Source organism: Sporosarcina sp. NCCP-2222, assembly GCF_023168145.1.
In the GTDB taxonomy this organism is placed as follows: domain Bacteria; phylum Bacillota; class Bacilli; order Bacillales_A; family Planococcaceae; genus Sporosarcina.
In genome coordinates, this window is record NZ_BQYK01000007.1 from 58312 (window position 1) to 82998 (window position 24687).

Here is a 24687-nt window from a genome sequence, read left to right on the forward strand (position 1 = left end):
CTGCTGTTACATCATCTTCGTCAATCAAAAGGATCGGGTTCGCATCTCCGCGAGCCTTCTCGCTCAGCATCAAGACACGTGACTCTTGAACTGCATCAGATCTCGTCGCGCCCTTCGCGATACGGCCAATTCCATTAAAGATAGACGAAGCTTCTTCTTTCATCACACCATGCTTTAGGATGAAGCCTTGTGTATCCATTCCCCAATGCACGATTTCCGAAGTGAAGTTCTGCTTTTGATTGCCACGGCCGACGACCACTGTTTTCAGGTCGCTGGAAGAGCCGTTTCCTACAAGATGTGTTATGTTTTCCGAAACCGTGTCGCTGTCGTTCATTAGACCAAGTGCCCATTCGATGCGGCTTCCTGGACCAGCTACACCCCGGCGATTGACATAGGTTGTGAAACCTTTAGCCAATACATCCACTGCACCGTATTCCACTTTGGCATTGTCGCCAGTGAATACTTCTGCAACGATATTTGCCAATCCTTGCGCTTCCGCAACTGTGGATTGGTAGTTCTCAACATACGTGACGGAACTGTTCGCATCTGCGACGATCAATGTATGGTTAAACAGGGATGCTTGCGCATCGTCATGTAAATAAACAACTTGGATCGGTTCTTCAACGACTACGTTCTTTGGAACATAGACAAACACGCCGCCATTCAGCAAAGCTGCATGAAGCGCAGTCAAACGGTGTTCATCCACTTTCACGCCGTCCGTCATCAAGTATTTTTGAATAAGTTCAGAATGCTCACGGCTTGCAGTGAAAATGTCCGTCAAAATGACGCCTTGTGCTTTCAGCTCTTCAGAAAGCGAGAGGTATGCAGGCGTATTGTTGCGTTGCACATAGATGTTCTTTTGTTCTTCAACGTTCACAAGCCCTTTTACTTCTTCAGGCAGTTCTTCTAAAGATGCATACGTGCCGGATTCCACCGCGTGGACCGGAAAACTTGTGAAATTCCATTTATCAATCTTTGTTTTATCTGGTGTTGGCATTGGAAGCTGTTCCACTTTCGCCAGTGCATGCGCACGGAATTCAGCCATCCAGTCGGCTTCATTCATTTTTGCGGAAAAAGAGCGGACGTCCTGTTCGGTCAATGCCATTGTTGTTTCAACCGTCATTTTGAATCGTCCCCTTTCTTAAGCTTCTTGTCCAACAGTCTCGTCTTCAATTCCAAGTTCTTCTTTAATCCAGTCATAGCCGTTTTCTTCAAGCTTCTTCGCAAGCTCTGCTCCACCTGATTTAACGACTTTCCCTTGCATCATGACATGGACGAAGTCTGGAGTGATGTAATTTAGAAGGCGTTGGTAGTGCGTGATGATCATGCAGCCAAATCCTTCTCCGCGCATTTCATTGATCCCTTTCGACACGATCTTCAAAGCATCGATATCTAGACCGGAGTCGATTTCGTCAAGGATTGCAAATTTCGGCTGAAGCATCATCAATTGAAGGATTTCATTACGCTTCTTCTCTCCGCCAGAGAATCCTTCATTTAAATAACGAGTTGCCATATCTTGATCCATTTCAAGGAGATCCATTTTGTTGTCTAGTTCACGGATGAATTTCATCAATGAAATCTCATCGCCTTCTTCACGGCGCGCATTCACTGCAGAGCGCAAGAAGTCAGCATTTGTTACACCGGAAATTTCACTTGGATATTGCATTGCCAGGAAAAGACCTGCTTTGGCCCGCTCGTCCACTTCCATTTCAAGGACATCTTCTCCGTCCAGTGTTACTGTTCCCGATGTTACTTCATATTTAGGGTGGCCCATAATCGCTGATGACAGCGTAGATTTACCTGTACCATTCGGACCCATAATCGCATGGATCTCGCCTGTATTAATTGTCAAATTGACACCTTTCAATATTTCCTTGCCTTCAATTTCGACATGAAGGTCTTTAATTTCCAAAGTTGCCATTCCACTACCTCCAGTATGATCAAGATGAACGGTTTATCCATTCTCATTTTAGTATCATTCTAATCTTATCGCATTCCCAGCTACGTTGCAAATCATTGAGAATCATTATAAAGTAATTGCCGATTGCCCTCTTTCTCCGCAGAAAATTATTGACTTTCCTCTTAAATGATATTTTCAATTATCCCTTGTTGATTGAGAATACGAGATTAAAAAAATCATCCCGGAAGACAAAACCGGGATGATTTTCAGTTGTTTACGCTTTTCCCTTCGGAGTGAAACGATCGACAATCATTGCGAGCGCTCCGTCCCCTGTGACGTTCGTAGCTGTTCCAAAGCTATCTTGCGCCATATATAAAGCGATCATGAGCGCGATCATCGATTCGTCAAAATGTAGCATTGATCCAAGTAAACCGACAGCAGCCATGACTGCTCCTCCAGGCACACCTGGTGCTGCAATCATTGTGACACCAAGCATGAGAATGAAAGGAAAGTAACTGCTGAATTCAATGGGCATGCCGTTCATTAGAAGAACGCCAATGGAACATGACACGAGTGTGATTGTACTTCCTGACAGATGAATGGTCGCAAATAGCGGTATAGTAAAATCAGTCACCTTATCAGAAGCCCCCGTCTTTTTCGCCTGACGCAACGTAACGGGTATTGTAGCCGCTGATGACTGTGTACCGATTGCCGTCATATAGGCTGGTGCCATCGTTTTCATAAGCAATAGCGGATTTTTCCCGTTCAATGTTCCCGCCACTGTATACTGCAGAGTTAGCATGATCAAGTGAAGCGCGATGATCATGACAAAAACCATTGCGAAGACGGAGAGAACTTTCGCTACCTCGCCCGTGTATGTCATATTAAGGAATATTCCAAAGATATGGATCGGCAGCAACGGAATGATGATATACGAGATGACTTTCTCGATTAACAAGTTGAATTCATCAAAGAATGCGAGCATCGATTTGCTGTTGATGGATGCCATTCCGATACCGAGAATGAAAGCAAGCAATAAAGCAGTCATGACGCCCATCAGCGGAGTCAATTCCAATTCAAAAAAAGGCTCCAGCACAGGATGCGTTCCTTCAATCTGCTTTTGACCTGTCTTAATAAAGTTTGGCAAAATAGTCGTTGCGGCAAAGAATGCGAGCACACCAGCGACTATCGTCGAAATATAGGCAAAGGCCGTTGCCAATCCAAGCAATTTTCCGGAGCCCTTTCCGAGCTTTGCAATTCCCGGGGCAATGAAAGCCACAATGATTAAAGGTACGACGAAGTTCAAGAAGCCGCCGAAAATCATATTGAACGTGGCAAACGTTCTGCCGAAGCCTTTTGCAAACCCTTCATGAAGCAAAGGCAGTGACCATCCTAATAAGATAGCGAGTCCGATGGCGATAATGATGCGCCAAATAAGTCCTAGTTTAATTCTCATCCCATGTCCTCCCTAGATGTACAACTGTATTTCCAACCATTTAACTCTACCATACTATTGGAAGCAGTGGAACAGCACAGGGAGTTTTCATAATTATTTATCAAAAAGACCCCTTTCCATAACGGAAAGAGGTCCATTTCATATGATTACTTAACAGGCACTACAGAGCCTTTCCATTCTTCAAGGATGAAGTCTTGGATTTCTTTTGATTTTAAAACTTCGACAAGAGCTTTGATTGCTTCGTTATTCTCATTGCCTTTATTAACAGTAATGATGTTCACATATGGGGAGTCTTGGCTCTCAAGAGCAATCGCATCCTCAAGCGGATTTAAACCTGCATCAATTGCATAGTTGGAGTTGATCAATAACGCATCGCCTTCGTCATTATTATAAAGCTGTGGCATAAGAGCCGGCTCATAGTTTGCATCAAACTTCAGGTTTTTCGGATTGTCGACGATGTCGCTCAATTCCGCTTTTACTTTATCCACGCCTTCAGCGAGTGTAATAAGTCCTTTTTCTTCAAGCATCGCGAGTACACGGCCATGGTCTGCAACCGAGTTGCTGATCAAGATTGTCGCACCTTCCGGAAGCTCATCCAGTGACTTATATTTCTTTGAATAAACACCGATTGGTTCAATGTGGATTGATCCAGCATTGACGAAGTCATATCCGAAGTCAGCAATTTGACCTTCCATGTACGGAATGTGCTGGAAGTAGTTCGCATCCAAGTCGCCTGCATCCAAATCTTTATTCGGAAGAACATAATCTTGATACGTTTCAATTTCTAATTCATATCCCTTTTCTTCAAGCAATGGCTTTGCTTTTTTCAGGATGACCGCGTGAGGCGTATTCGAAGCCCCAACTACAATTTTCGTTTTTTCTTGTGACTCTTCTCCAGAAGACGCGTTATTGTTGTCTTTATCTTTTGTGCCGCAAGCCGCTAATGCCAAGACAAGCGATGCGAGCAATAATGCCGAAATGATCTTTTTCATGTAGTTTCTCTCCTTTTAGTTTCTTTATATCAACAAGCCGAAGCTTGCAGTTCCTTACTTAGCGTTTGTCGATTTTTTTCACTGCCAAATCACCGATAAATTGAATGATAAAGACGATGATCAAAATGAGAATCGTTGCTGCCAGCGTCACATCTCCCCGGTTTCGTTGGAAACCATCGAGATACGCCAAATTCCCGAGACCGCCAGCTCCGATTACTCCGGCCATTGCTGTATAGCCGACCAAAGCGATGGCTGTTACAGTAATTCCCGAAATAAGTGCCGGCAATGATTCTGGAATAAGTACTTTAAAAATAATTGTGCTCGTTTTGGCTCCCATCGAGCGAGCTGCTTCAATGACGCCTTTATTGATTTCCTGCAATCCGATTAACACCATCCGCGCGTAAAACGGAGCGGAGCCGATAACAAGCGCCGGCAATGCTGCCTGCGGTCCTCGCATGGATTCCATAATTAACTTGGTGAATGGTATTAATAAAATGATCAAAATCAAGAACGGAATGGACCGGAACACATTGACGAATGTACCCGTGATAAAGTTGAAGGTCCGATTTGCCCATAGCTGCCCGGGACTCGTCAAAAACAATACAATCCCAAGGATCAGACCAAATATGAATGTATAGAATGTCGAAGCGGCCGTCATGTAGATCGTCTCTTTCGTCGCTTCCCACATTAGTTCCCAATCAACATTCGGAAAGAATTTTTCAATCATGGACGATCACCTCCGCCTGAACGCCTTCGTTGTGCAAGTATTGAATCGCCTCTTGGACGGTCGTTTCATTGCCAAGAATTTGCAGAATCAATGTTCCATATGCCCCGCCTTGCGTATGGGTAATATTCCCTTGCACGATGTTCACATCCACTTGGAAGGAACGAATCAGACTGGAAAGAACCGGCTGTTCTGTCCGCTCACCGATGAACACCAGCTTGACGAGTGTTCCGTCCGGCACTTCCTGGCGAACGTGAGCCAGAGCTTGCTCCGTACCAGCCGGCTCGGTCACTTGGGAAACAAACCGTTTGGTGATCGCAGCTTTCGGTTGCTGGAACACATCCAGCACATTGCCAATCTCGACAACACGGCCCGCTTCCATGACGGCAACCTGATGGCAAATTTTCCGGATGACATGCATTTCATGGGTGATCATCACGATTGTCAATCCAAGACGCTGATTGATGTCGGTCAATAAATCTAAAATCTGATCAGTCGTTTCCGGATCCAATGCGGACGTCGCTTCATCACAAAGCAACACTTCCGGTTCATTCGCAAGTGCCCGTGCAATGCCGACGCGCTGCTTCTGCCCGCCGGAAAGCTCCGATGGATAGGCGTTTTCCCTTCCGCGAAGACCAACTAGGTCTATGAGTTCTTCCACTTTGCGTTCCCGTTCCGCTTTTGGCACACCGGCAATTTCCAATGGGAATGCGATATTACCTTTCACTGTCCGGGACCAAAGTAAGTTGAAGTGCTGAAAGATCATGCTTACTTTCTGGCGGACTGTACGCAGCTCCTTCGCAGAAACGGAGGAAATTTCACGGCCTGCTATGGTAATAGTCCCGGACGTCGGTTTTTCCAAACCATTCAACAAACGGATGAGCGTACTCTTACCTGCTCCACTATATCCAATGATGCCAAATATGGCGCCGTCCCCAATAGAAAGCGTGACACCATCGACGGCCAGTAAACCGTCTTTTTGGCCATATCGCTTATTGACATCTTTTAATTCAATCATTTTGTTCACCTCTGCTATTCTCGCTGATCATGTCGCTGCCGTTTAGTATCCGCATGTCAGGCCAATAATAAAAGCCTTCCTGCAGACAAGCAGAAAGGCATCACGTATTATGTAATAAACGTTCGTCCGATCTCTCATCTCTCAAAGCAATTCGCTTTGCGTGACTTGGCACCATTTCACAAATGTGACGGTTGCCGGGCTTCATAGGGCACTTCCCTCCACCTCTCTTTATAAGAGCGACATATTCAATTGATTGTTAACAGTTATACCATGCGTTGTTTTTACTGTCAACTTAATTTTTCAAGCAGATACGGCACGGATTGAAACGCATATATCTTATGCGCCAGCTCCCCATCCCTTTGAATAAGCAAGCACGGCACACTTTCGATCTCGAAATCAATCGCAATGGATTCGACGTAATTCAAATCCGCCTTGCCAAGAGGCAAATCAGGTTTCAGCTCTGCAATGACCTCCATCATTTTGGAAGCAACCGCGCATGTTCCGCATAGCGGTGTATATAAATAAAATGCAGCATCCGGAAAATGGCTCCGTTTTTCTTCCCATTGCTCACGTGTCCAGTTATCCATAGATGTCCTCCTTGTGATTCAAGTATAGCGAGGCGCCTTATTCAGAACAACAAGTCAGGGTGCACCTTGAAATTCGCTGCCAGAAGAATAAGGGCAAGTGCTCGATAGGGGGTTGTCTCGACTTGCCGATACACCCGCTCTGTATACAGATGAATGGCTTCAGGGTATTCCCGTTTGAAAAGGGCGCGTATCGCATCTCCGGATGCATCCGCATCAACGAATACATAGATATCCTGGTGCTCATGGGGGGCGAGGAGCTCCTCCAATTTGTACGGACTGACGGTTCCATTCGTGCATACGATTTCGACAGGCTCCGCCAATACAGCGAGCAGACGCTTTTTGTCAGAATGGCCTTCCACAAAGATCACTTTGTCTTCACTCATCATCTAGCACCCCTATCCGGAACATGAAAGGCGCCGGATTTCTCCGGCGCCTCAGCCTGTTGCTTTTTTGAGAACGCTCGTTACATTCAGCGTACCCTTAATTACTCGCCAACAGTCATTTTGTCATAGTCTTCTGCAGACATAAGTGCGTCTAGTTCTGATTCGTTGGAAGCTTCAACAACGATCATCCAAGCGCCTTCATATGGTGATTCGTTTACTAGTTCCGGGCTGTCTTCCAGCTCTTCGTTTACTTCGACAACTTTACCGCTGATTGGTGCGTAAAGCTCGGAAACTGTCTTAACAGACTCAACGCTGCCAAAAGGCTCGTCCGCTGTTACGTCGTCACCGACTTGTGGAAGTTCGACGAATACGATATCGCCAAGTTCGGATTGCGCGAAGTGCGTAATGCCGATGCGGTATTTGCCGTTTTCATCTTTTACCCATTCATGTTCTTCTGAATAACGCAAGTTTGTAGGTGTGCTCATCCCATAACCCTCCAATAAGTATACAAATATTCATTCCATTCAATTTTGACATATTCCTAGCATAAAGACAAGAAAGTTATTCCATGCCCCACATGTCCTCATACTGCTTTTCATCAAAGCCTACCGTTACCCTTTTTCCATCTGTCGCAATTGGCCGTTTGATGAGCATGCCATCGGATGCAAGCAACGCCACTTTCTCATCATCCGACATCTCAGGCAGCTTGTCCTTTAATTGCAATTCCCGATATTTCAACCCGCTCACATTAAAGAACTTCTTTATCTCGAGACCCGACTGTTCAATGAACGTCTGAAGGGTATCTTCTTTCGGCGGCTGTTCTGCGATATTCACGTAGTCCACCTGCAGTCCCTTCGACTCCATCCATTTCTCCGCCTTCTTGCATGTACCGCATTTAGGATAACCATAAACTGTAATTGCCATCGTATGCACCCCGCTTTTTCCATTCAGTATAACAGAAAAACCATCCGGACAAAAAGTGGTTGCCCGGATGGAACGACATCATACGATATACTTTTCAGCTTCGATCAACTTCGCGGAAGCTTCGCGTTTTTTCGCGATAATGTTATAAGGATTGGAACGAGTCAATTTGCGCAATGCAGAAAGCATCATCCGTTGGTTATCCCCATCAACAGAAGCGAGCAATGTTTCTTTCGCATCTTTTTCAATCGCTTCAAATGCTTCTTGGCAGAAGATTTCCGTGTAAAGGATCTTTTGCTTTTCTTTTTCTTCACCGTTTTTCGCTACTGCCTTCTCTGTCCGGAGCAATGCAGATTCCATCGCGAAAATATTGTTTGCGATATCCGCAATATTCACGAGCACTTCTTGTTCCGTTTCGAGTTTTGTACCGAAACGCTGTGCTGCCATGCCTGCCGCAAGAAGACCGATCTTCTTCGCATTTTTCACGAGTACTTTCTCTTGCGCAAGTGCTTCGTCCCCGATTTCTTCAGGCATCATCATGAGCAGTTCTTCCTGCAAGCTTTGCGCTTTTTCCAGCAATGGCAATTCGCCTTTCATCGCCTTTTTCAAGAACGTGCCCGGTACGATCATCCGGTTGATTTCGTTCGTTCCCTCGAAAATACGGTTGATACGGGAATCACGGTAGATACGCTCCACTTCATATTCTTGCATGAAGCCATAGCCGCCGTGCAGCTGGACTGCTTCATCTACGATGTAGTCAAGCACTTCGGAGCCAACCACTTTGTTAATCGAGCATTCGATGGCATATTCCGCTACGGACGCAGCCACTTCTTTGCCATCCTTCTGCTGCTCCGGCGTCATCTGACTGTTGCGCTCCTCAAAGTAGCCTACCGTACGATAGATCAAGCTCTCTGTCGCGTATAATTTAGAAGCCATTGTCGCCAATTTTTCTTTCGTCAAATTGAAAGAGGAGATCGGCGTCTTGAATTGCTGGCGCTGATTCGTATACGTGATCGCCAGCTCAAGCGCACGCTTGGATCCGCCAATCGTTCCGACGCCCAGCTTGTAACGCCCGATATTCAAAATATTGAAGGCGATAATATGGCCGCGGCCGATTTCTCCGAGCAGGTTCTCGACCGGCACTTCCGCATCCTCCAAAATAAGTGTACGGGTAGAGGAAGACTTGATCCCCATCTTCTTCTCTTCCGCGCCAACCGAAACGCCAGGAAACTCTCTTTCTACGATAAACGCGGAAAACTTATCACCGTCAACTTTCGCGTAGACAACAAATACGTCTGCAAAGCCTGCATTTGTAATCCATTGCTTTTCCCCATTCAAAATATAATGGGTGCCAGCTTCGTTCAATTTTGCCGTTGTTTTCGCACCAAGTGCATCGGAACCGGAGCCCGGCTCAGTCAGCGCATACGCGAAAATCTTCTCAGCCGTTACAGAGCTAGGCAAGTATTTCTTCTTTTGCTCCTCATTGCCGAACAGCACGATCGGAAGCGTACCGATTCCCACATGCGCTCCGTGCGTGATCGAAAACCCGCCAGCGACAGACATCTTTTCCGCAATCAAAGCGGACGAGATTTTATCCAAGCCTAAGCCATCGTATTCTTCCGGAATATCAGCACCAAGAAGACCAAGGTCTCCAGCTGATTTCAACAGACGGACGGAATGTTCGAACTCATGGTGCTCCAAGTTTTCGATAACGGGCGCCACTTCATTCTTCACATATTCCTCTGTCGTTTTGGCAATCATTTTATGCTCATCTGTGAAATCCTCCGGCGTGAAGACACGATTCGCTTCGATGTCTTCAATTAAGAAAGCCCCGCCCCGGATGAGATCTGTCGTTTTCGTTTCAGTCATTGGTATTCCTCCCTAAGTTATCAATAGTAAATTCCTTATCTATATGCCTCAACAGACACAATTGGTTGCCTTCATTACAATAATTCAAATACTCCTGCTGCTCCCATGCCGCCGCCGATACACATTGTAACGACTCCGAACTGCTTGCCTTGGCGACGCAGCTCATTCATCAGGCGCAATGTTAAGACGGAACCGGTCGCGCCAAGCGGATGGCCAAGTGCGATCGCTCCTCCGTTGACATTCACTTTATCAATATCTAAGCCAAGATGACGGATGACCTGCAGAGACTGGGAAGCGAATGCTTCGTTCAGTTCCCACAGATCGATATCATCGATGGATAGCCCTGCAAGCTTTAATGCTTTTGGCACCGCTTCGATCGGTCCGATCCCCATGACTTCTGGCGGAACGCCGCCTACCGCGAAGGAACGGAATTTTGCAAGCGGCTTGAGCCCTTGCGCTTCTGCCACTTCCCGGTCCATGACGAGGACAGATGCGGCTCCGTCCGACGTCTGAGACGCATTCCCCGCCGTTACAGATCCTTTTACGGCAAACGCAGGACGCAGCTTCGCGAGCACTTCCATTGATGTACCTACGCGCACTCCTTCATCCATTTCAAATTGGAAAGTCGTCTCTTTGTATTTACCCGACGCATCGACATAGCGTTTCGTCACTTCAACTGGCACAATTTCATCCACGAATTTCCCTGCTTCGATCGCAGCGGCTGCCCTTTCGTGTGAACGGACGGCGAACGCGTCTTGGTCTTCCCGGCTGACGCCGTATTTCTGCGCCACTTGCTCTGCCGTATGCCCCATTCCCATATAACATTGAGGCGCTGTTTCGGCGAGCTTGAAATTCGGGCGAATCGTGTTGCCCATCATTGGCACCATGCTCATGGATTCGACCCCGCCAGCAATGATTGCCTGTGAATGGCCGAGCATGATCCGTTCTGCTGCATATGCGATGGATTGCAGGCCGGAAGAACAAAACCGGTTAATCGTAATCGCCGGCGTCGTATCAGGCAATCCGGCAAGCGCTCCGATGTTACGCGCCACGTTCATCCCCTGCTCCGCTTCAGGCATCGCACACCCCATGATCAAATCATCTATTGGCCCATCATATCCATTTGCTCGTTGTAACGTTTCTTTGACAGTCAGTGCTGCCAGATCATCCGGGCGGACCGTTGCCAGCGATCCTTTCCCTGCTTTGCCGACCGGTGTACGTGCACCGGCCACTAGTACTGCTTCCCGCATTCGACTTCCTCCTTTGCTAAAGTGCGCTGTTAATTGCGTAACGGCTTCCCTTTCAGAAGCATGTGCTGCATCCGCTGCTGAGACTTCGGTTCCGCAACGAGGCTCAGGAACGCCTCCCGCTCTAGATCGAGCATGTATTGTTCATCGACAAGTGTCCCGTACGGCACTTTTCCTCCTGAGAGGACAAAGGCCAATTTCTTTGCAATTTTCAAGTCATGGTCGCTAATATAACCCGATAGATGCATTGCTTCCGCTCCAAGCAGCATCGTCGCATAACCTGAATCTCCCGTGACTGGAATCTGTGCTTTGACGGGTGGTGTATAGCCACCCTCATAGAGAGCAAGTGCCGCTTGCTTCGCGTCATAAAGCAGATGATCCGGATTGACACTGATGCCGTCCGCAAAATCCAGGAAGTTATTCTCCCGCGCTTCTTCGCCAGATGTCGACACTTTCGCCATAGCGATTGTTTCGAACACTTTGTTCGCCACATATTGATAATCAACATGAACGCCATTCGGCATGCCTTTCAAGTGCTTCGAGTACAAGTTAACGTTTCCGCCTCCGCCTGGAATAAGGCCGACGCCGACTTCCACAAGACCGATATACGTTTCCATCGATGCTTGAATATGAGCCGCCGGCAAACAAACTTCCGCACCTCCGCCAAGCGCCATTTGGAACGGAGCCGCCACGACAGGCTTCCGGCAATACTTAATTTTCATCATTGCGTTCTGGAATTGACGAATCGTGAAATCCAGTTCAAAAATATTGTCATCTTGCGCTTCCATCAAAATCATGCCAAGATTCGCCCCGACGCAGAAGTTTTTGCCTTGGTTGCCGATGACAAGCCCTTTATAGTTCTTTTCCACTTCGTCAATCGCGAAGTTGATCATTTGGATAATATCAAGTCCGATTGCGTTGGATTGCGAATGGAATTCGAGCAGCGCAACACCGTCCCCAAGATCAATCAGGCTGGCGCCTGAATTCTTTTTAATGACTCCGTGCTTTTTCTTGTAGCGTTTCAAATCAATGACTTTCTCATTGACCGGCACCGGCTTATACGTTTCGCCGTCAAAATAGAAAACGTCTCCGTCTTCTTCTTTATAGAAAGTTTCATAGCCTTTATCCAATAAAGACCGGACAAATGAAGGAATCTCGAGCCCTTCCGCTTCCATCCGCTCGACAGATTTCGCGACGCCGATTGCATCCCAAATCTCAAACGGGCCTTGCTGCCAGCCGAAACCCCACTTCATCGCATTATCAATTGCGACGATGTCATCTGCAATCTCACCATGCAATTGAGCAGAGTAAACGAGTGTCGGCGCAAGGATATGCCAAAGGATCTCTCCCGTCCGGTCGTTGGCGTAGACTAGACTTTTCACTTTGTTCGCAAGCCCTTTTTGCTGCTTCGCCATCTCAATTGAAGGCGTTTTCATTTTTTTCGTCGGTCCATATTCAAACGTCTCTGGGTCCAATTCAAGGATTTCTTTGTCTTTCTTCAAATAGAATCCTTGCTTGGATTTTGCGCCAAGCCATCCATTGTCGATCATTTTCTTCATGAAAGGCGGCAATTCGAACACTTTCTGCTCTTCGCCTTCCGTCTGATCGTAGACGTTTTTAGCTACATGCATGAATGTGTCAAGACCTACCACGTCCAGCGTACGGAACGTCGCCGATTTCGGACGGCCAATCAGTGTTCCGGTGACGGAGTCGACTTCTCCAATGGAAAAGCCTCGCTTCCCCATTTCACGCAATGTGATCAGCAAACCGTATGTACCAATCCGGTTGGCAATGAAATTCGGTGTATCCTTCGCAAGAACGACGCCTTTGCCGAGGCGATCTTCTGCAAAATTCGTCATAAATTCCACAACTTCGGCGGACGTCGCTTTAGTCGGAATAATCTCGAGCAGTTTCAAATAGCGCGGTGGATTGAAAAAATGGGTGCCTAGGAAATGTTTTTGGAAGTCTTCCGATCGCCCTTCCGCCATTGCTTCAATGCTAATGCCTGAAGTATTGGAACTGATAATCGTTCCTTCTGTGCGAATCGCATCGATCTTCTCGTACAACCCTTTCTTCACTTCCAAGTTTTCAACGACGACTTCAATGATCCAGTCGACATCCTTTAATTTCTCCAAATCGTCTTCCAAGTTGCCGACCTGGATGAAAGATAGGTTCTTTTTCGAAGTTAACGGTGCCGGTTTCTGTTTCACGAGTTTTTCCAAAGCGCTTGCTGCAAACTTATTGCGCACCTTTGGATCATCAAGGGAAAGTCCCTTCCCTTCCTCTTCTGCCGTCAATTTGTTCGGGACGATGTCCAGCAACAAGACGGGAATGCCGATATTCGCGAGATGGGCTGCAATGCCAGATCCCATGACGCCTGAACCTAATACTGCCGCTTTTTTAATTTGATAAGCCACGTGCGAAGCCTCCCTTTATTTGAATGAATGCTCATTCATTTTGCGAGTAAAAAAAATACCTCGAACTCTATGTCTATCATTTTAGAACATTAGAGTTGTTTTCGCAATATTTAAATCGGAAATTTTTAAAAATCTTCCACTTCCCTCCTTCAGGGCATTTTAGTACACGCGTCAGGCAAAAGGATGTAAACTAGTGTGTAGCAACTTGGAAGGGGATAAATACATGAAGTCAATTACGACAGTCGAACAATTCAATGAAATCATTGCTAGCGATAATAAAGCATTAGTTAAATTCCAAGCAGGTTGGTGCCCGGACTGCACCAGAATGGACATGTTCATCGATCCAATCGTGGAAGAATATGATATGTACACTTGGTACGACCTGGACCGCGACGTTCTTCCTGAAATCGCTGAAAAATATGATGTCATGGGGATCCCAAGTTTATTGATCTTCCAAAATGGCGAGAAAAAAGCACATCTTCACAGCGCAAGCGCCAAGACACCTGATCAAGTGGTCGATTTCTTGGAGAGTGTAAAGGAACAATAATTTTTATCCATAGCGGTGGCAGTTACTCACAACTTGCTGCCGCTATTTTTCTATCTGTTTCGAATCAAATCAATTATACTAAAGAAAAACAATCATGAGGTGGAACATGGACTACGAAAAAGAGATCGAGCGATTAAAGGCACGAATCGTGGAATGTGAACAGATCATCAAGGAAACGTCCGTGCCGATCATTTCATCTATTGTAGAAAATACAATTTTAGTTCCAGTTGTCGGTTACGCTGGTTCAGAGCGATTTGAACTTATCCGTTCACGGGTACTGGAATATTTGGACAAGAACCGACATGTCAATTGTGCGGTATTTGATTTTACTGGTGCCGATTTAGATAAGGCGAAAGACGCCCAGTTGAATGTCCTTGCCATCGAACTGGACATGCTCAACAGTACATTGAAACTGATGGGTGTCCGACCAATATCTGTCGGTTTCAATCCACATATCGTCCGGGAAATTGTTTCTGCGGGCATTCAAATGGACTTTGAGTCGTATATCAACTTCAGGACGGCACTAAAGGTTCTTTTAAAAGAAGAAGGACGTTCCTTGTCAACTATTTGATAGACGATTGAAAAAGGAGGCGCCAGAATGCATCACGTCCCTTTTAACGGAAAATCACAATTTGACGAAGACATTGATCCAAAATACAGGCCATCCGCCTGCGGTCCTGTGACCGCCTACACGATCCTTCGCTATTTTAATGAACATGGCGAATTTGATGTAAATGTACTGTACCGAAAACTGGGCGGTACCCGGATTGGTTTATTCAAATGGCGCCTGCTACGAAATTTGCGAAAATTGCTAGGTAACGCTTGGGAAGTAGAATCCTGTTCGATTGAAGAGCTTACAATTGAACTTCAACATGGACGGCCCGTCGCAGCCAAGTTCGATAAATGGTTCACCTTCCGCTGGCTGGGTAAATACGAGTTTGATTATCACTGGGTGCCGGTCGTCGGGTACGAACAGGCAAATGGCGACATTTTTCTCCTGATCCATGACAATGGTGGAAGCCACCGAGAAAGCCGCCTGCGCAAAGTTTCCTATCGAGCGAACCGTTCCATCCTATCATTTGTGAAAATTAGAAAGACCGCTGCTTGAGCTGCAGCGGTCTTTTTATTATATTGACGTCTGGAACAACGAATCCATTTGCCGGACAATCATCGTATATCCCATCTCTACTAGTTCTTCCCGAAGACCAGAGTTGAAGTCGGGCAGGTTCAATGCTTCAAGCGGATCGTCAAAGTCGAGCTTGCAGTGAATTTCCGCCAACTGTCTCGAAAGGCGCAGCATGGGCATGTCCGCCTCAATTTTTTTGCGTGTGCCTGCAGATAATTCCTCCAGCGCTTCAATGACACCTTCCACCGAACCATATTGCTGGATTAATTTAAGGGCAGTCTTCGGGCCAATTCCCTTTACTCCTGGATAACCGTCACTCGAATCACCTGTAAATGCCTTCGTGTCTATGAACTGCATTGGCGAAATCTCGTATTCCTCCCGAAAACGATCCTCTGTGTATACATCATAGACGTTATATCCTTTTTTCATGAAGGCAATCTTGACGTCCGGCCGCAGCAGCTGCAATAAATCTTTATCTCCTGTTACGATCGTCACTTCCGCCTTGCCATCCCACTCGCAAACGAGCGAGCCGATCAAGTCATCCGCTTCCATGCCCGCAATGCCGTAATTTTTCCAACCAATTTTCTCCGACAGTTCCCGTGCCATATCAAATTGGGGCACCATCTCAGGCGCCGGTGCCGGCCGGTTCGCTTTGTATCCATCGAACAAATCATTCCGGAACGTATGCATCCCCATATCCCAGCAGACGGCCATGTGTGTCGGCTTAAAAATCGACACTGCCGTCATCGCATGCCGGACAAAACCTTGAACGCCATTTGTAGGAACGCCTTCTGCATTCGGAAAATAATGCCCCATGGCGGATGTTGCGAAAAACGAACGGAACAGCAGCGCCATGCCATCAATTAGTAATATATGCGGTTTTTGATCTGTATTCATTTCTATTTCCTCCTTTATTTTTGTCGCCTCGTTTATAGTCATTCAGTGAGCGGGTATATTGCTTGCAAGGGGGAATCCATATGCCAATCCATGCAGGCCAGTTATATTGGCCGACGACAATGAATGAAGCAAATTCAATCCAAAATTACATAACGGATAAGACATACGATGCCGTCATCATCGGCGGAGGCATGTCCGGCGCATTGAGCGCGCTATCCCTCGTTGACGCGGGTATGACAGTTGCCGTGATCGAAAAAGAAGAGTTCGCTTACGGCAGCACAGCTGCGAACACTGGATTGCTGCAATACTCCAATGATATCATGCTTCACGAGCTGATTGAACAGATTGGGGAGGAAAAGGCGGTCGCATTTTATCGAGTATGCTACGATGCGCTCAAGGATTTACAAGAAGTTGCGGAGCAACTGCCGATAGATCCCGACTTCATCACAAGACCGAGCCTTTATTATGCGAGCGACGAGAAAGATTTGTTAAAAATTCAAAAGGAATACAAAGCCCTTTCAAAACATGACTTGCCATGCGACTATTGGGACCGCCATGCCCTTCTCGAAAAGACGGGCATCGACAAGCCGGGCGCCTTATGGACTTTTGGAGATGCGGAAGTGAATCCATTTAAATTTGTGCGAGGCATCCTGCAATTGATCCAGTCGCAAGGCGCGGATCTACATGATGGTTTGGAAGTGGATGATGTAAAGGAAGAGGAAGGAATTCTGCATGTCCTGACAACTAGCGGCAGCATTAAAGCGAGAAATGTCATCTTTACAACTGGCTACATGAAACCGCCAGTCGGCAAGCTTACGGGGGACATCATAAAACGGTCCTACGTGGCCGTCAGCAAGTCGATTGAGCAGCATGCCTGGTATGAAAATGCGCTTATATGGGAAACGAAACGCCCTTATTTGTATATGCGGACTGCTGTTGACGGCCGAGTTATCATAGGCGGATTAGATGAGGAAACCGACCAAATGGATATTTCCCAAGAGAAAATCAACGAGAAGGCGAATGAACTTATTTCTGAGGCTTCTCAATTAATTCCTCGTCTAAAACTAGAGTTGGAAATGTCCTATTGTGCTATTTTCGGAGAGTCAAAAGACGAACTTCCTTTTATCGGCAGGCATCCCGAGAAATCGAACCTTTATTATTTGCTCGGCTTTGGCGGAAACGGCACCGTGTACAGCATGCTCGGCTCGAAGCTGCTGGCTGAATTGATTCAAGGAAAGGAGCCGGCTAATTCGGAAATTGTCGGGCTGGATCGGAGTGTGCCCGGTAAGAGAGAAGCGGTTATTCGGTAAACGGTTTACTATGAGTACTGCCACTTTTCCGTTCAACTCGGTCAGGTGGCAGTTTTTTTAATATCTAATATGTTTAATTGATGAACTCCTCGATTATTTCAACCACTTCAATTCTTCCATTTATCAATAGTTCAGGAAGATCATTATGCCTATTCCCCATCCAATATTCCCTAGCTTGTTCTATTTTACGCGAAAACGGAACTCCATCCTCCTTCGGCAACAGGCTTCCATCCCCCTCAAAGTAATTTCCTACTACTCTAAGTTTGACGATTTGTAAAACATTTCGATTATAGCTATCAAACAACATCTTCCACTTCAACACATCTTCGTAGTTTTTTGCAGCGTAGAGACAGGATAATCTAGAGGGATATTCGGGAAATTCCTGTAGCCTGACCATTTCCACTACTGTTTCTCGAATGGCTCTCATAGTTTGGTCGACATATTTCATTGCGACTTCAGCATCTTCTTTATTTAAATTCAATCCATCATCTGAATAATGACTGGATAATATTTGAATGAAGTCTTCACCTTTCGAATTTACTTGTTCCCTTTCAAAGAAGAAGTGATATAACGAATTGTGCTGGTTGTTATCAAAATTAATTATTTGCCCGAGTTTCATTTTTGTTCGAGTAACAAGGTGATAAACAATAAACTCTTTATCTTTCATCATGAACCTCCTAGTACTATTCACTTCAAATAGTAAAACAGGCGAAGGGCTATTCAGCCCTCCACCTGTTGTTGTTTGCTTTCTTCACTTCCCAAGTAAACCAGCAATCTTCTCAATATCCGGTGCGAAGACCCGATCTTCATCAATCGGATTTACTGCAGAAATCAATTCATCAAACTTCGCTTTCGTCTTTGGCGCCATCTCGTCTTCTCCGTGATAACGGCAGCCTGTAAGCGCACATAAGGCTTCAATCGCAAGCACTCGCTTGGCATTCTGGATGATTTGATTCGCATGGCGGGATCCGATTGTCCCCATTGAAACATGATCTTCCTGATTACCTGACGAAGGAATGGAATCGACGGAAGCTGGATGAGCAAGCGTCTTGTTTTCGGATACAAGGCTGGCTGCTGAATATTGCAGAATCATCGCACCAGACTGTAAGCCAGGCTGCGGGCTTAAAAATGGCGGCAGCCCTTCGTTCAGCTGCGGATTGACGAGCCGTTCGATTCTTCGTTCTGAAATATTCGCAAGCTCCGCGACCCCAATTTTCAGGAAATCCATCGCAAAGGCGATCGGCTCTCCATGGAAATTGCCGCCTGATACGACGACATCACCATCTTCAAAAATAAGCGGATTATCTGTCGCCGCATTCATTTCAATCTCCAGCTTTTCCTTTACATACGTGAGAACTTGCCAGCTCGCCCCATGCACTTGAGGGATGCAGCGGATCGAATACGCATCTTGTACCCGCTTCTCCCCTTGTGTCGTTGTCAGGCGGCTTCCCTGCAGCCAATCCAGCATGCGGGAGGCAACATCCACCTGCTCCTTGTAACCGCGCGCTTCATGGATGGCTGGGTGGAATGCGTCCGTAATCCCAAAGAGCGCTTCCATCGTCATCGCGGCAATCCACTCACTCGCATAGGCCAATTTTTCCGCTTCGAGATAGTTCACGACGCCTTGAGCAGTCATGGCCTGCGTGCCGTTAATGAGCGCAAGCCCTTCCTTCGCCTCCAGGACAATCGGTTCCACTCCATGTTCTTTCCAAACATTTTCCGCAGGCTCCGGTTTACCGTTCTTCCAAACGTACCCCTCCCCAAGCAGCACGAGCGCCAAATGGGAAAGTGGCGCCAAATCACCGGATGCGCCAAGTGATCCTTGCTGCGGAATAACCGGATGGATTCCGTTGTTCACCATATAAGCAAAGCGCTCCAAGACAACTGGACGAATACCGGAAAACCCTTTAAGTAACGCATTTAACCGCAGAACCACCATCGCGCGAGATACCATTTCCGAAAACGGCTCTCCGACTCCGCAAGCATGAGATCGGATAAGATGGAGCTGCAGTGCCTTCGTATCCTTTTCGTCAATTTTCACATCACTGAACTTGCCGAATCCCGTATTAATGCCGTACACGGTTTTGTCGTTTCGGACAATGCTCTCTACCGCTTCCCTGCTCTTTTGCACACGTTCCAGCGCCGCTTCATCCAAAGTGACGCTTTGATTGTTATATAAAATCTCATTCATTTGTTCGAGTGTTAATGAAGAACCTGTTAATACTACCATGTCTACCATCCCTCTCCATGAAAATGAAAACGTTTTCCCTACCGACATCGTACACGATTTTAAATGCTTTTTGTTCATTTTTCCGAAAGTTTGTTCTATGGTAATGTGCTGTCGATTTACTATGTTGAAGAAAGCTTCGGTTTCTATCGATTAGTCAATTGATTCAATTCATTGGCCGGGGCAAATTTGAATAGCGTCCAACCAAATTTCAACTAGGTGCATACACTAGGTTGATAACGTGAAAGGAGAGTTTACAGGGATGAATTCAGATAGCTTTGGAAATGAACAATGGTACCCGCAATTGCCAGAAGGCTTTGACAGAGAGGACGGTCGTATGTATCCACAAGGAATGGATGGAAGGATGCCTGGTACTGGAATGCCAAATTCATACGGGGGAAGTTGGATGCCCGGACAACAAAACTGGTCGGACGGTGGATACATGCCTGGAATGCAATCACCTGGATTTGGCGGATGGCAGAATCCGAATGAACAAATTAGCCCCGCATTTTTCCCAGGTGGATCCGGTTTTCCTGGCCAAGGCGGATTTCCTGGTTTCCCATCTAGTCCAGGAGGATTTCCTGGTTTCCCATCGGGCGGAGGCGGTTTCCCGCCAGGGCAAGGAGGCTTCCCTGGATTCCCGCCTGGTCAAGGCGGTTTTCCAGGACAATTCCCTGGTCAGGGAGGCAACCAAGCACCGACATCTCCACCGCCAAACTTTACTCCTTCCTACCCGGAACAGCAGCTCTTTAGAGTAGATCCAGGAGGCATTCGCGGCTGTCTTTACCGCTATACATTTATTTGGACTTCCCGGAATAGGGGGTTCTGGTTCTTCCCGACCTTTGTCGGCAGAACATCGGTCGCCGGTTTCCGTTGGCGCAGCCGGACGAGACGCTGGGAGTACTTCGGCATTGATCTAGACCGAATTGAGGCGTTTACTTGTTTTTGAGTAAACGGAATATGAAGCATGAGAGCGCTTGTCTCTCATGCTTTTTTGTGGTTTTAAGTGGTCGGGTTCATCTAGATTCCAGACAAAATTAAATACTTAGGAGAAGTCGACAAGAGTTTACGAGCACTTTTCTGGAGGATACGAGCACTCTGCAGGATTTATGAGCACTCTTTCGGCTGATACGAGCAGTCACCAGCAGTTATGAGTACTCTTTGAAAGATACGAGCACTCCGTAATGGTTTATGAGGACTCTTTCTGAAATACGAGAACTTCGAAAGACTTACAGTGTTCTTCTGACTGATATATGGGGATAGCAATAACATATGACCTATGTACTTCCGCGAATTCGAGCGGTATCTGAACAGATACGAGTGGTTCAAAATCATATACAAGCGGTTGCCAAAGGATACGAGAGGTTCCTGATCTTATTCGAACGCTTCCAGAAATATACGAGCGGTCCCGGACAGATACGAGAGGTTGCGGCAATTATACGAGCGGTTGGCAGGAGTCACTGAAATGCCGGAAGTTTGTAGAGTTGAACGGAGATTCCTTTAAAGCTTTATTAATAGTAATTCATAATAATAACCATGCCAGTTAAAACTAACTATGTCTAAAAAAATAAAAGACCGGGTATAGAAACACATTTCCAAACAACAGGAGGTCTTTTCAATGCAGAAATATGTAATTGGTATATATGAAAATGAACAGCAAGTGGTTGAAGCTGTAGAGAATTTAAAAAAGGAAGGTTATACGACTGAAGAAATTTCAGTTGTTGCTAAAAATACAAAGGATTTACCTGAAATTACTCAGAAAGTAAAACCGTCTACAACGGATGGAGCCATTGCAGGAGCAGCCACTGGTGGCGCTATTGGCATTGCGGGATTACTAGTAGGCTTATCCACTGTATTGGTGCCGGGACTGGGTGCTGTGTTAGCTGCGGGACCGATTCTGACAACCATTGGCGGAGCAGTCATTGGTGCCAACTCCAATGCCGGCGGATTAAAGCATGCCCTTATGGAAGCTGGCGTTTCGGATGAAGATGCTGAGCAATACTCTACCGATGTAGAGAATGGAAAAATCCTAGTGCTAGTTCGTTCTAAAAACGGATGATGTTAACCTGAACTTCTCAAAACACGTATGCGCACTAGTCTAATATCATGACGACGCAGACAACTGGCTGGCTCGAAGACGGTGTGTGCAACCGCCCTCATGCCAGCCAGTTCTTTTTGATCGAATCCATTTTTGATCAATACCCGTTAAAGCGGACAAATTCTCCGACGGGTTTACGATAGCCGCGTGCACGAACTTTATCCACACTCTTCCCGATCGTTATCATCATAATTGGTTCTATATGTTGAGGTATATTAAATTCTTTTCTTACTTCCTCTACATTGTGAACGTGCATTGGACAAGTATCAAAGCCATAGTGCTTGGCGCTTAACATAAACAGCATAGCATGAAGGCCCACATTTCGTGCCAACTCCACATCAAATTCACTCGGGTTTGCTTTTAACCCCTCACTATATCGATTAATTGTTTCGACGACCATCTCATATTCTAGTTCATCCATCATTTTCAACATTTTCATCGGTCCATAAATCTTCTCCACTTCGGACATTTCCAAACTGTTTTTGTTCCCCATGACAAGGATCACAGCACTTGCGGTATGTATTTTATATTGGTTATAGCTTAATTCTTTCACACGTTCTTTTTTCTCTTTGTCAGTTATAACGAGATACTCAGCAAACTGTAAATTAAATGCACTTGGTGCCGTTTTTGTTAATTCAAATATGTTTTTAAAATCATCTTCTGTCATTTCGACATCTTCTATAAAATTAACCGCAGAATGGCGGTCTTTTACCAGGTTTTCAAAGCTCATAGTTAGATTCCCCGTTTCTATTTTTTATCTTGCTACGAGTGATCCTCGAAGTGTAACGAACTCCAGCGATTGTACGCCTACATATGTATAAACAACATGCACATGAAACATCATGCATATGTTGTCTAATTGAACCATTATCATAATTAGCGGATCGTTTTCAATGCGGTTGCCCACGGTATGACTTGATCTAGCATTTGATTGACTGAATCGACTTGGACTTCTTTCGGTTTAAAGTCTGTACCGTTCTCGAAGTCGGTAAATAGTGATAAGGCAGGATGGACTCGTACGTCCGCTACTAATAATTCACCCAAAATACCACGTAAATGCTCTGCTGCACGAGCACCGCCTACGGATCCGTATGATACGATACCAGCGGCTTTGTTGTTCCATTCGTCGCGCAAGTAATCCAATGCATTTTTAAGCGCACCTGTAATGGAGTGGTTGTATTCTTGTACAATAAATACGAAACCGTCTTGTTTTGCGATCGCCTCCGACCAAGCGCCTGCTTTAGAAGCATCTCCACCCGGCTCACCTAGGAGTGGTAATTTATAATCCGCAATGTCAATAATGGTATAGTTGGCATCTCCACGTTGATCTGCAACTTTTTTTACCCAGGCGCCGACTTGCGGGCTTACCCGTCCCTCACGAGTCGATCCTAAAATGATGCCGATATTTAATTTAGTCATTGTGAGTTCCTCCTGTTTTTCATTTCCAAATAGTTTGTTCAAAAATCCCATTTTTTATATTCACCTCTTACAAGTACTCTTTTTCGATTTGCTTCGTGCTGCGGACTGTATCGATTGGCCGTACTAACTTTTCGATTTGCTCACGTTTTGGCTCTAAAAATGGTGGCAATGATAATTTCTCTCCCACTGTTTCATACGGTTCATCGCCCATAAATCCAGGGCCATCCGTCGCCCATTCAAATAAAATCCCAGGTGCCACACGGGCATACAGTGATTCAAAGAAGAAGCGATCCACATAACCTGATGTGCCAAACCCAAAACCTTTCATGCGTTCAATCCATTCATATAACACTTTTGTATCTTCCACTCGGAATGCTGCATGGTGTACAGTACCAAAGCCTTGCTGTCCATTTGGTAAAATGGTGTTGTGCTCTACAATCACTTGCGCACCATTCCCTCCTTCACCTACTTCGAATAAGTGAAGCGAACCTTCTTTTGCGATTTCCCGCATCATCATGGCTTTTTCAAGTACTTCTTTAAAATAATCAAACTCGGCAATTCGAACATGAATGGGACCCAACCCTGTAATGGCAAACTCCAATGGAACCGGACCGTTTTGCCAAGGTGTGCCAGATGCAACGCCCTCATTTTGTTCATCCGAAATCAACATATATTGTTGGTCATCAAAATCAACAAACGATATTGTTTGCTTCCCGAAGACTTCTTTAATTCCTGTATGTTCCACTTCGTATTTATCAAAACGTTTCACCCAGTAGGACAACGCTTCATCCGTCGGCACACGGAAAGCCGTTTTGTATATTTCGTTCGTTCCATGAGTTCCTTTTGGAATTCCCGGAAAGTCAAAGAAAGTCATATCTGTTCCGGCAGATCCTTTATCGTCTGCGAAGAATAAATGATAGGTTTGAATATCATCTTGATTGACAGTTTTCTTAACTAAACGCATACCAAGCACATAAGTGAAAAACTCATAGTTCTTTTCCGCACTGCTTGTAATGGCTGTCACATGATGGATCCCTTTTATTTCATTCATTCGTTTCTCCTCCTTCATTTAATCTCGTACTCAAGATAAATTCCTTCAAAAAATTATAGTGTTTTTGCCTTGCGACCAATTTGTTTTAAGTACGTTATGATTTCCTGAAGATCGCTGGCTTCAACATCCTCAAATAATTTGCGGATGGTTTCCTGATGCTTCGGGAAAATATCATCCATAAATGATCTTCCTGCATCGGTTAAGGCTGCATACGTCACTCGTCGGTCTTCTGGACAGTCTTTCCGCAACACATAGTTTTTTTGCTCTAATTTATCAACGACATACGTGATACTGCTGCTAGAGATGAGAACATTCTTCCCAATCATCTGGATTGGCTGATCGCCTTTGTGATACAGCAATTCTAAAACAGAAAACTCTGTTGGATTTAATCCATACGTAGCTACATCTTTTCGAATACCATCTAGAATCGCTTGGGAGGCACGAAGTATAACGGTAACTGCTTTTAATTCATCACTTCTTAGTCCCATTCGCTTCACT

The 24687-nt window shown here is 45.8% G+C and carries 26 protein-coding genes and 1 riboswitch; of the genes, 6 read left to right on the top strand and 20 right to left on the bottom strand.

All coding sequences use genetic code 11. The annotated features are described in order from the left end of the window. The 13 genes from NCCP2222_RS14865 to NCCP2222_RS14925 all read right to left on the bottom strand — a co-directional run. Positions 1-1123, bottom strand: a 1123-nt coding sequence (locus NCCP2222_RS14865) for a SufB/SufD family protein (RefSeq protein ID WP_248513130.1), incomplete at its 3' end; no start/stop codon positions are given. Positions 1124-1141: 18 nt separating this feature from the next. Next, entirely contained in the window at positions 1142-1921 is a 780-nt protein-coding gene (gene sufC, locus NCCP2222_RS14870; protein ID WP_238081004.1) for a Fe-S cluster assembly ATPase SufC, read from the bottom strand. A 253-nt stretch (positions 1922-2174) separates the two neighbouring features. Then, on the bottom strand, positions 2175-3356 hold the full coding sequence (locus NCCP2222_RS14875; RefSeq protein WP_248513131.1) for a dicarboxylate/amino acid:cation symporter: 1182 nt from the start codon (positions 3354-3356) through the stop codon (positions 2175-2177). Between the two features lie 146 nt (positions 3357-3502). Beyond that, positions 3503-4348 carry a MetQ/NlpA family ABC transporter substrate-binding protein gene (locus tag NCCP2222_RS14880; RefSeq protein WP_248513132.1) on the bottom strand — a complete coding sequence of 282 codons (846 nt, stop codon included), beginning with the start codon at positions 4346-4348 and terminating at the stop codon, positions 3503-3505. 58 nt (positions 4349-4406) lie between these two features. Next, the gene (locus NCCP2222_RS14885; protein WP_248513133.1) at positions 4407-5075 is read right to left on the bottom strand and encodes a methionine ABC transporter permease; all 669 of its coding nucleotides are present in this window, start codon (positions 5073-5075) and stop codon (positions 4407-4409) included. Next, positions 5068-6090 (bottom strand): methionine ABC transporter ATP-binding protein, encoded by a 1023-nt coding sequence (locus NCCP2222_RS14890; protein ID WP_248513134.1) that lies wholly within the window; start codon positions 6088-6090, stop codon positions 5068-5070. The genes NCCP2222_RS14885 and NCCP2222_RS14890 overlap by 8 nt, the downstream gene beginning before the upstream one ends. A 131-nt stretch (positions 6091-6221) precedes the next feature. After that, positions 6222-6327: riboswitch (SAM riboswitch) on the bottom strand. Positions 6328-6377: 50 nt separating this feature from the next. Continuing rightward, positions 6378-6677 carry a thioredoxin family protein gene (locus NCCP2222_RS14895; protein WP_248513135.1) on the bottom strand — a complete coding sequence of 100 codons (300 nt, stop codon included), beginning with the start codon at positions 6675-6677 and terminating at the stop codon, positions 6378-6380. Between the two features lie 41 nt (positions 6678-6718). Continuing rightward, the gene (locus tag NCCP2222_RS14900) at positions 6719-7060 is read right to left on the bottom strand and encodes a toprim domain-containing protein (RefSeq protein WP_248513136.1); all 342 of its coding nucleotides are present in this window, start codon (positions 7058-7060) and stop codon (positions 6719-6721) included. A 101-nt stretch (positions 7061-7161) separates the two neighbouring features. Then, positions 7162-7545, bottom strand: a complete 384-nt coding sequence (gene gcvH, locus NCCP2222_RS14905) for a glycine cleavage system protein GcvH (RefSeq protein WP_248513137.1) — start codon at positions 7543-7545, stop codon at positions 7162-7164. 76 nt (positions 7546-7621) lie between these two features. After that, positions 7622-7984, bottom strand: coding sequence for an arsenate reductase family protein (locus NCCP2222_RS14910; RefSeq protein ID WP_248513138.1), 363 nt, complete (start codon positions 7982-7984; stop codon positions 7622-7624). Positions 7985-8062: 78 nt separating this feature from the next. Then, the gene (locus NCCP2222_RS14915) at positions 8063-9850 is read right to left on the bottom strand and encodes an acyl-CoA dehydrogenase family protein (protein WP_248513139.1); all 1788 of its coding nucleotides are present in this window, start codon (positions 9848-9850) and stop codon (positions 8063-8065) included. 74 nt (positions 9851-9924) lie between these two features. Continuing rightward, a complete protein-coding gene (locus NCCP2222_RS14920; RefSeq protein WP_248513140.1) occupies positions 9925-11100 on the bottom strand; it encodes an acetyl-CoA C-acetyltransferase in 1176 nt (391 codons plus the stop codon). Between the two features lie 29 nt (positions 11101-11129). Continuing rightward, entirely contained in the window at positions 11130-13514 is a 2385-nt protein-coding gene (locus tag NCCP2222_RS14925) for a 3-hydroxyacyl-CoA dehydrogenase/enoyl-CoA hydratase family protein (RefSeq protein ID WP_248513141.1), read from the bottom strand. 223 nt (positions 13515-13737) lie between these two features. On the opposite strand from NCCP2222_RS14925, the gene NCCP2222_RS14930 reads away from it, so the two are divergent. The 3 genes from NCCP2222_RS14930 (at position 13738) to NCCP2222_RS14940 (ending at position 15169) form a co-directional block, all read left to right on the top strand. Next, on the top strand, positions 13738-14061 hold the full coding sequence (locus tag NCCP2222_RS14930) for a thioredoxin family protein (protein WP_248513142.1): 324 nt from the start codon (positions 13738-13740) through the stop codon (positions 14059-14061). Positions 14062-14167: 106 nt separating this feature from the next. Continuing rightward, entirely contained in the window at positions 14168-14632 is a 465-nt protein-coding gene (locus NCCP2222_RS14935) for an STAS domain-containing protein (RefSeq protein ID WP_248513143.1), read from the top strand. Positions 14633-14659: 27 nt separating this feature from the next. Next, entirely contained in the window at positions 14660-15169 is a 510-nt protein-coding gene (locus NCCP2222_RS14940; protein WP_248513144.1) for a C39 family peptidase, read from the top strand. An 18-nt stretch (positions 15170-15187) separates the two neighbouring features. Here the strand turns inward: NCCP2222_RS14940 and NCCP2222_RS14945 are convergent, their stop codons facing one another. Beyond that, positions 15188-16084: a 5'-3' exonuclease gene (locus tag NCCP2222_RS14945; RefSeq protein WP_248513145.1), complete on the bottom strand. Its 897-nt coding sequence runs from the start codon at positions 16082-16084 to the stop codon at positions 15188-15190. Positions 16085-16164: 80 nt separating this feature from the next. On the opposite strand from NCCP2222_RS14945, the gene NCCP2222_RS14950 reads away from it, so the two are divergent. Continuing rightward, a complete protein-coding gene (locus NCCP2222_RS14950; protein WP_248513146.1) occupies positions 16165-17394 on the top strand; it encodes an NAD(P)/FAD-dependent oxidoreductase in 1230 nt (409 codons plus the stop codon). 73 nt (positions 17395-17467) lie between these two features. On the opposite strand, the gene NCCP2222_RS14955 is transcribed toward NCCP2222_RS14950, so the two are convergent. Then, on the bottom strand, positions 17468-18061 hold the full coding sequence (locus NCCP2222_RS14955; protein ID WP_248513147.1) for a DUF2441 domain-containing protein: 594 nt from the start codon (positions 18059-18061) through the stop codon (positions 17468-17470). Positions 18062-18145: 84 nt separating this feature from the next. Continuing rightward, the gene (gene hutH / locus NCCP2222_RS14960) at positions 18146-19624 is read right to left on the bottom strand and encodes a histidine ammonia-lyase (RefSeq protein WP_248513148.1); all 1479 of its coding nucleotides are present in this window, start codon (positions 19622-19624) and stop codon (positions 18146-18148) included. A 259-nt stretch (positions 19625-19883) separates the two neighbouring features. On the opposite strand from hutH, the gene NCCP2222_RS14965 reads away from it, so the two are divergent. Continuing rightward, complete coding sequence (locus NCCP2222_RS14965) at positions 19884-20570, top strand: hypothetical protein (RefSeq protein WP_248513288.1); 687 nt, start codon at positions 19884-19886, stop codon at positions 20568-20570. Positions 20571-21239: 669 nt separating this feature from the next. Further along, entirely contained in the window at positions 21240-21680 is a 441-nt protein-coding gene (locus tag NCCP2222_RS14970) for a general stress protein (RefSeq protein WP_248513149.1), read from the top strand. A 136-nt stretch (positions 21681-21816) separates the two neighbouring features. Here NCCP2222_RS14970 and NCCP2222_RS14975 read toward each other — a convergent pair whose 3' ends face one another. The 4 genes from NCCP2222_RS14975 to NCCP2222_RS14990 all read right to left on the bottom strand — a co-directional run bounded on the left by NCCP2222_RS14975 (position 21817) and on the right by NCCP2222_RS14990 (position 24677). After that, positions 21817-22449 (bottom strand): nitroreductase family protein, encoded by a 633-nt coding sequence (locus NCCP2222_RS14975; RefSeq protein ID WP_248513150.1) that lies wholly within the window; start codon positions 22447-22449, stop codon positions 21817-21819. Positions 22450-22595: 146 nt separating this feature from the next. Then, complete coding sequence (locus NCCP2222_RS14980) at positions 22596-23189, bottom strand: NADPH-dependent FMN reductase (protein ID WP_248513151.1); 594 nt, start codon at positions 23187-23189, stop codon at positions 22596-22598. A gap of 16 nt (positions 23190-23205) precedes the next feature. Further along, positions 23206-24189: a ring-cleaving dioxygenase gene (locus NCCP2222_RS14985; protein ID WP_248513152.1), complete on the bottom strand. Its 984-nt coding sequence runs from the start codon at positions 24187-24189 to the stop codon at positions 23206-23208. A gap of 53 nt (positions 24190-24242) precedes the next feature. Continuing rightward, positions 24243-24677 carry a MarR family winged helix-turn-helix transcriptional regulator gene (locus tag NCCP2222_RS14990; protein WP_248513153.1) on the bottom strand — a complete coding sequence of 145 codons (435 nt, stop codon included), beginning with the start codon at positions 24675-24677 and terminating at the stop codon, positions 24243-24245. Positions 24678-24687 lie beyond the last annotated feature (10 nt).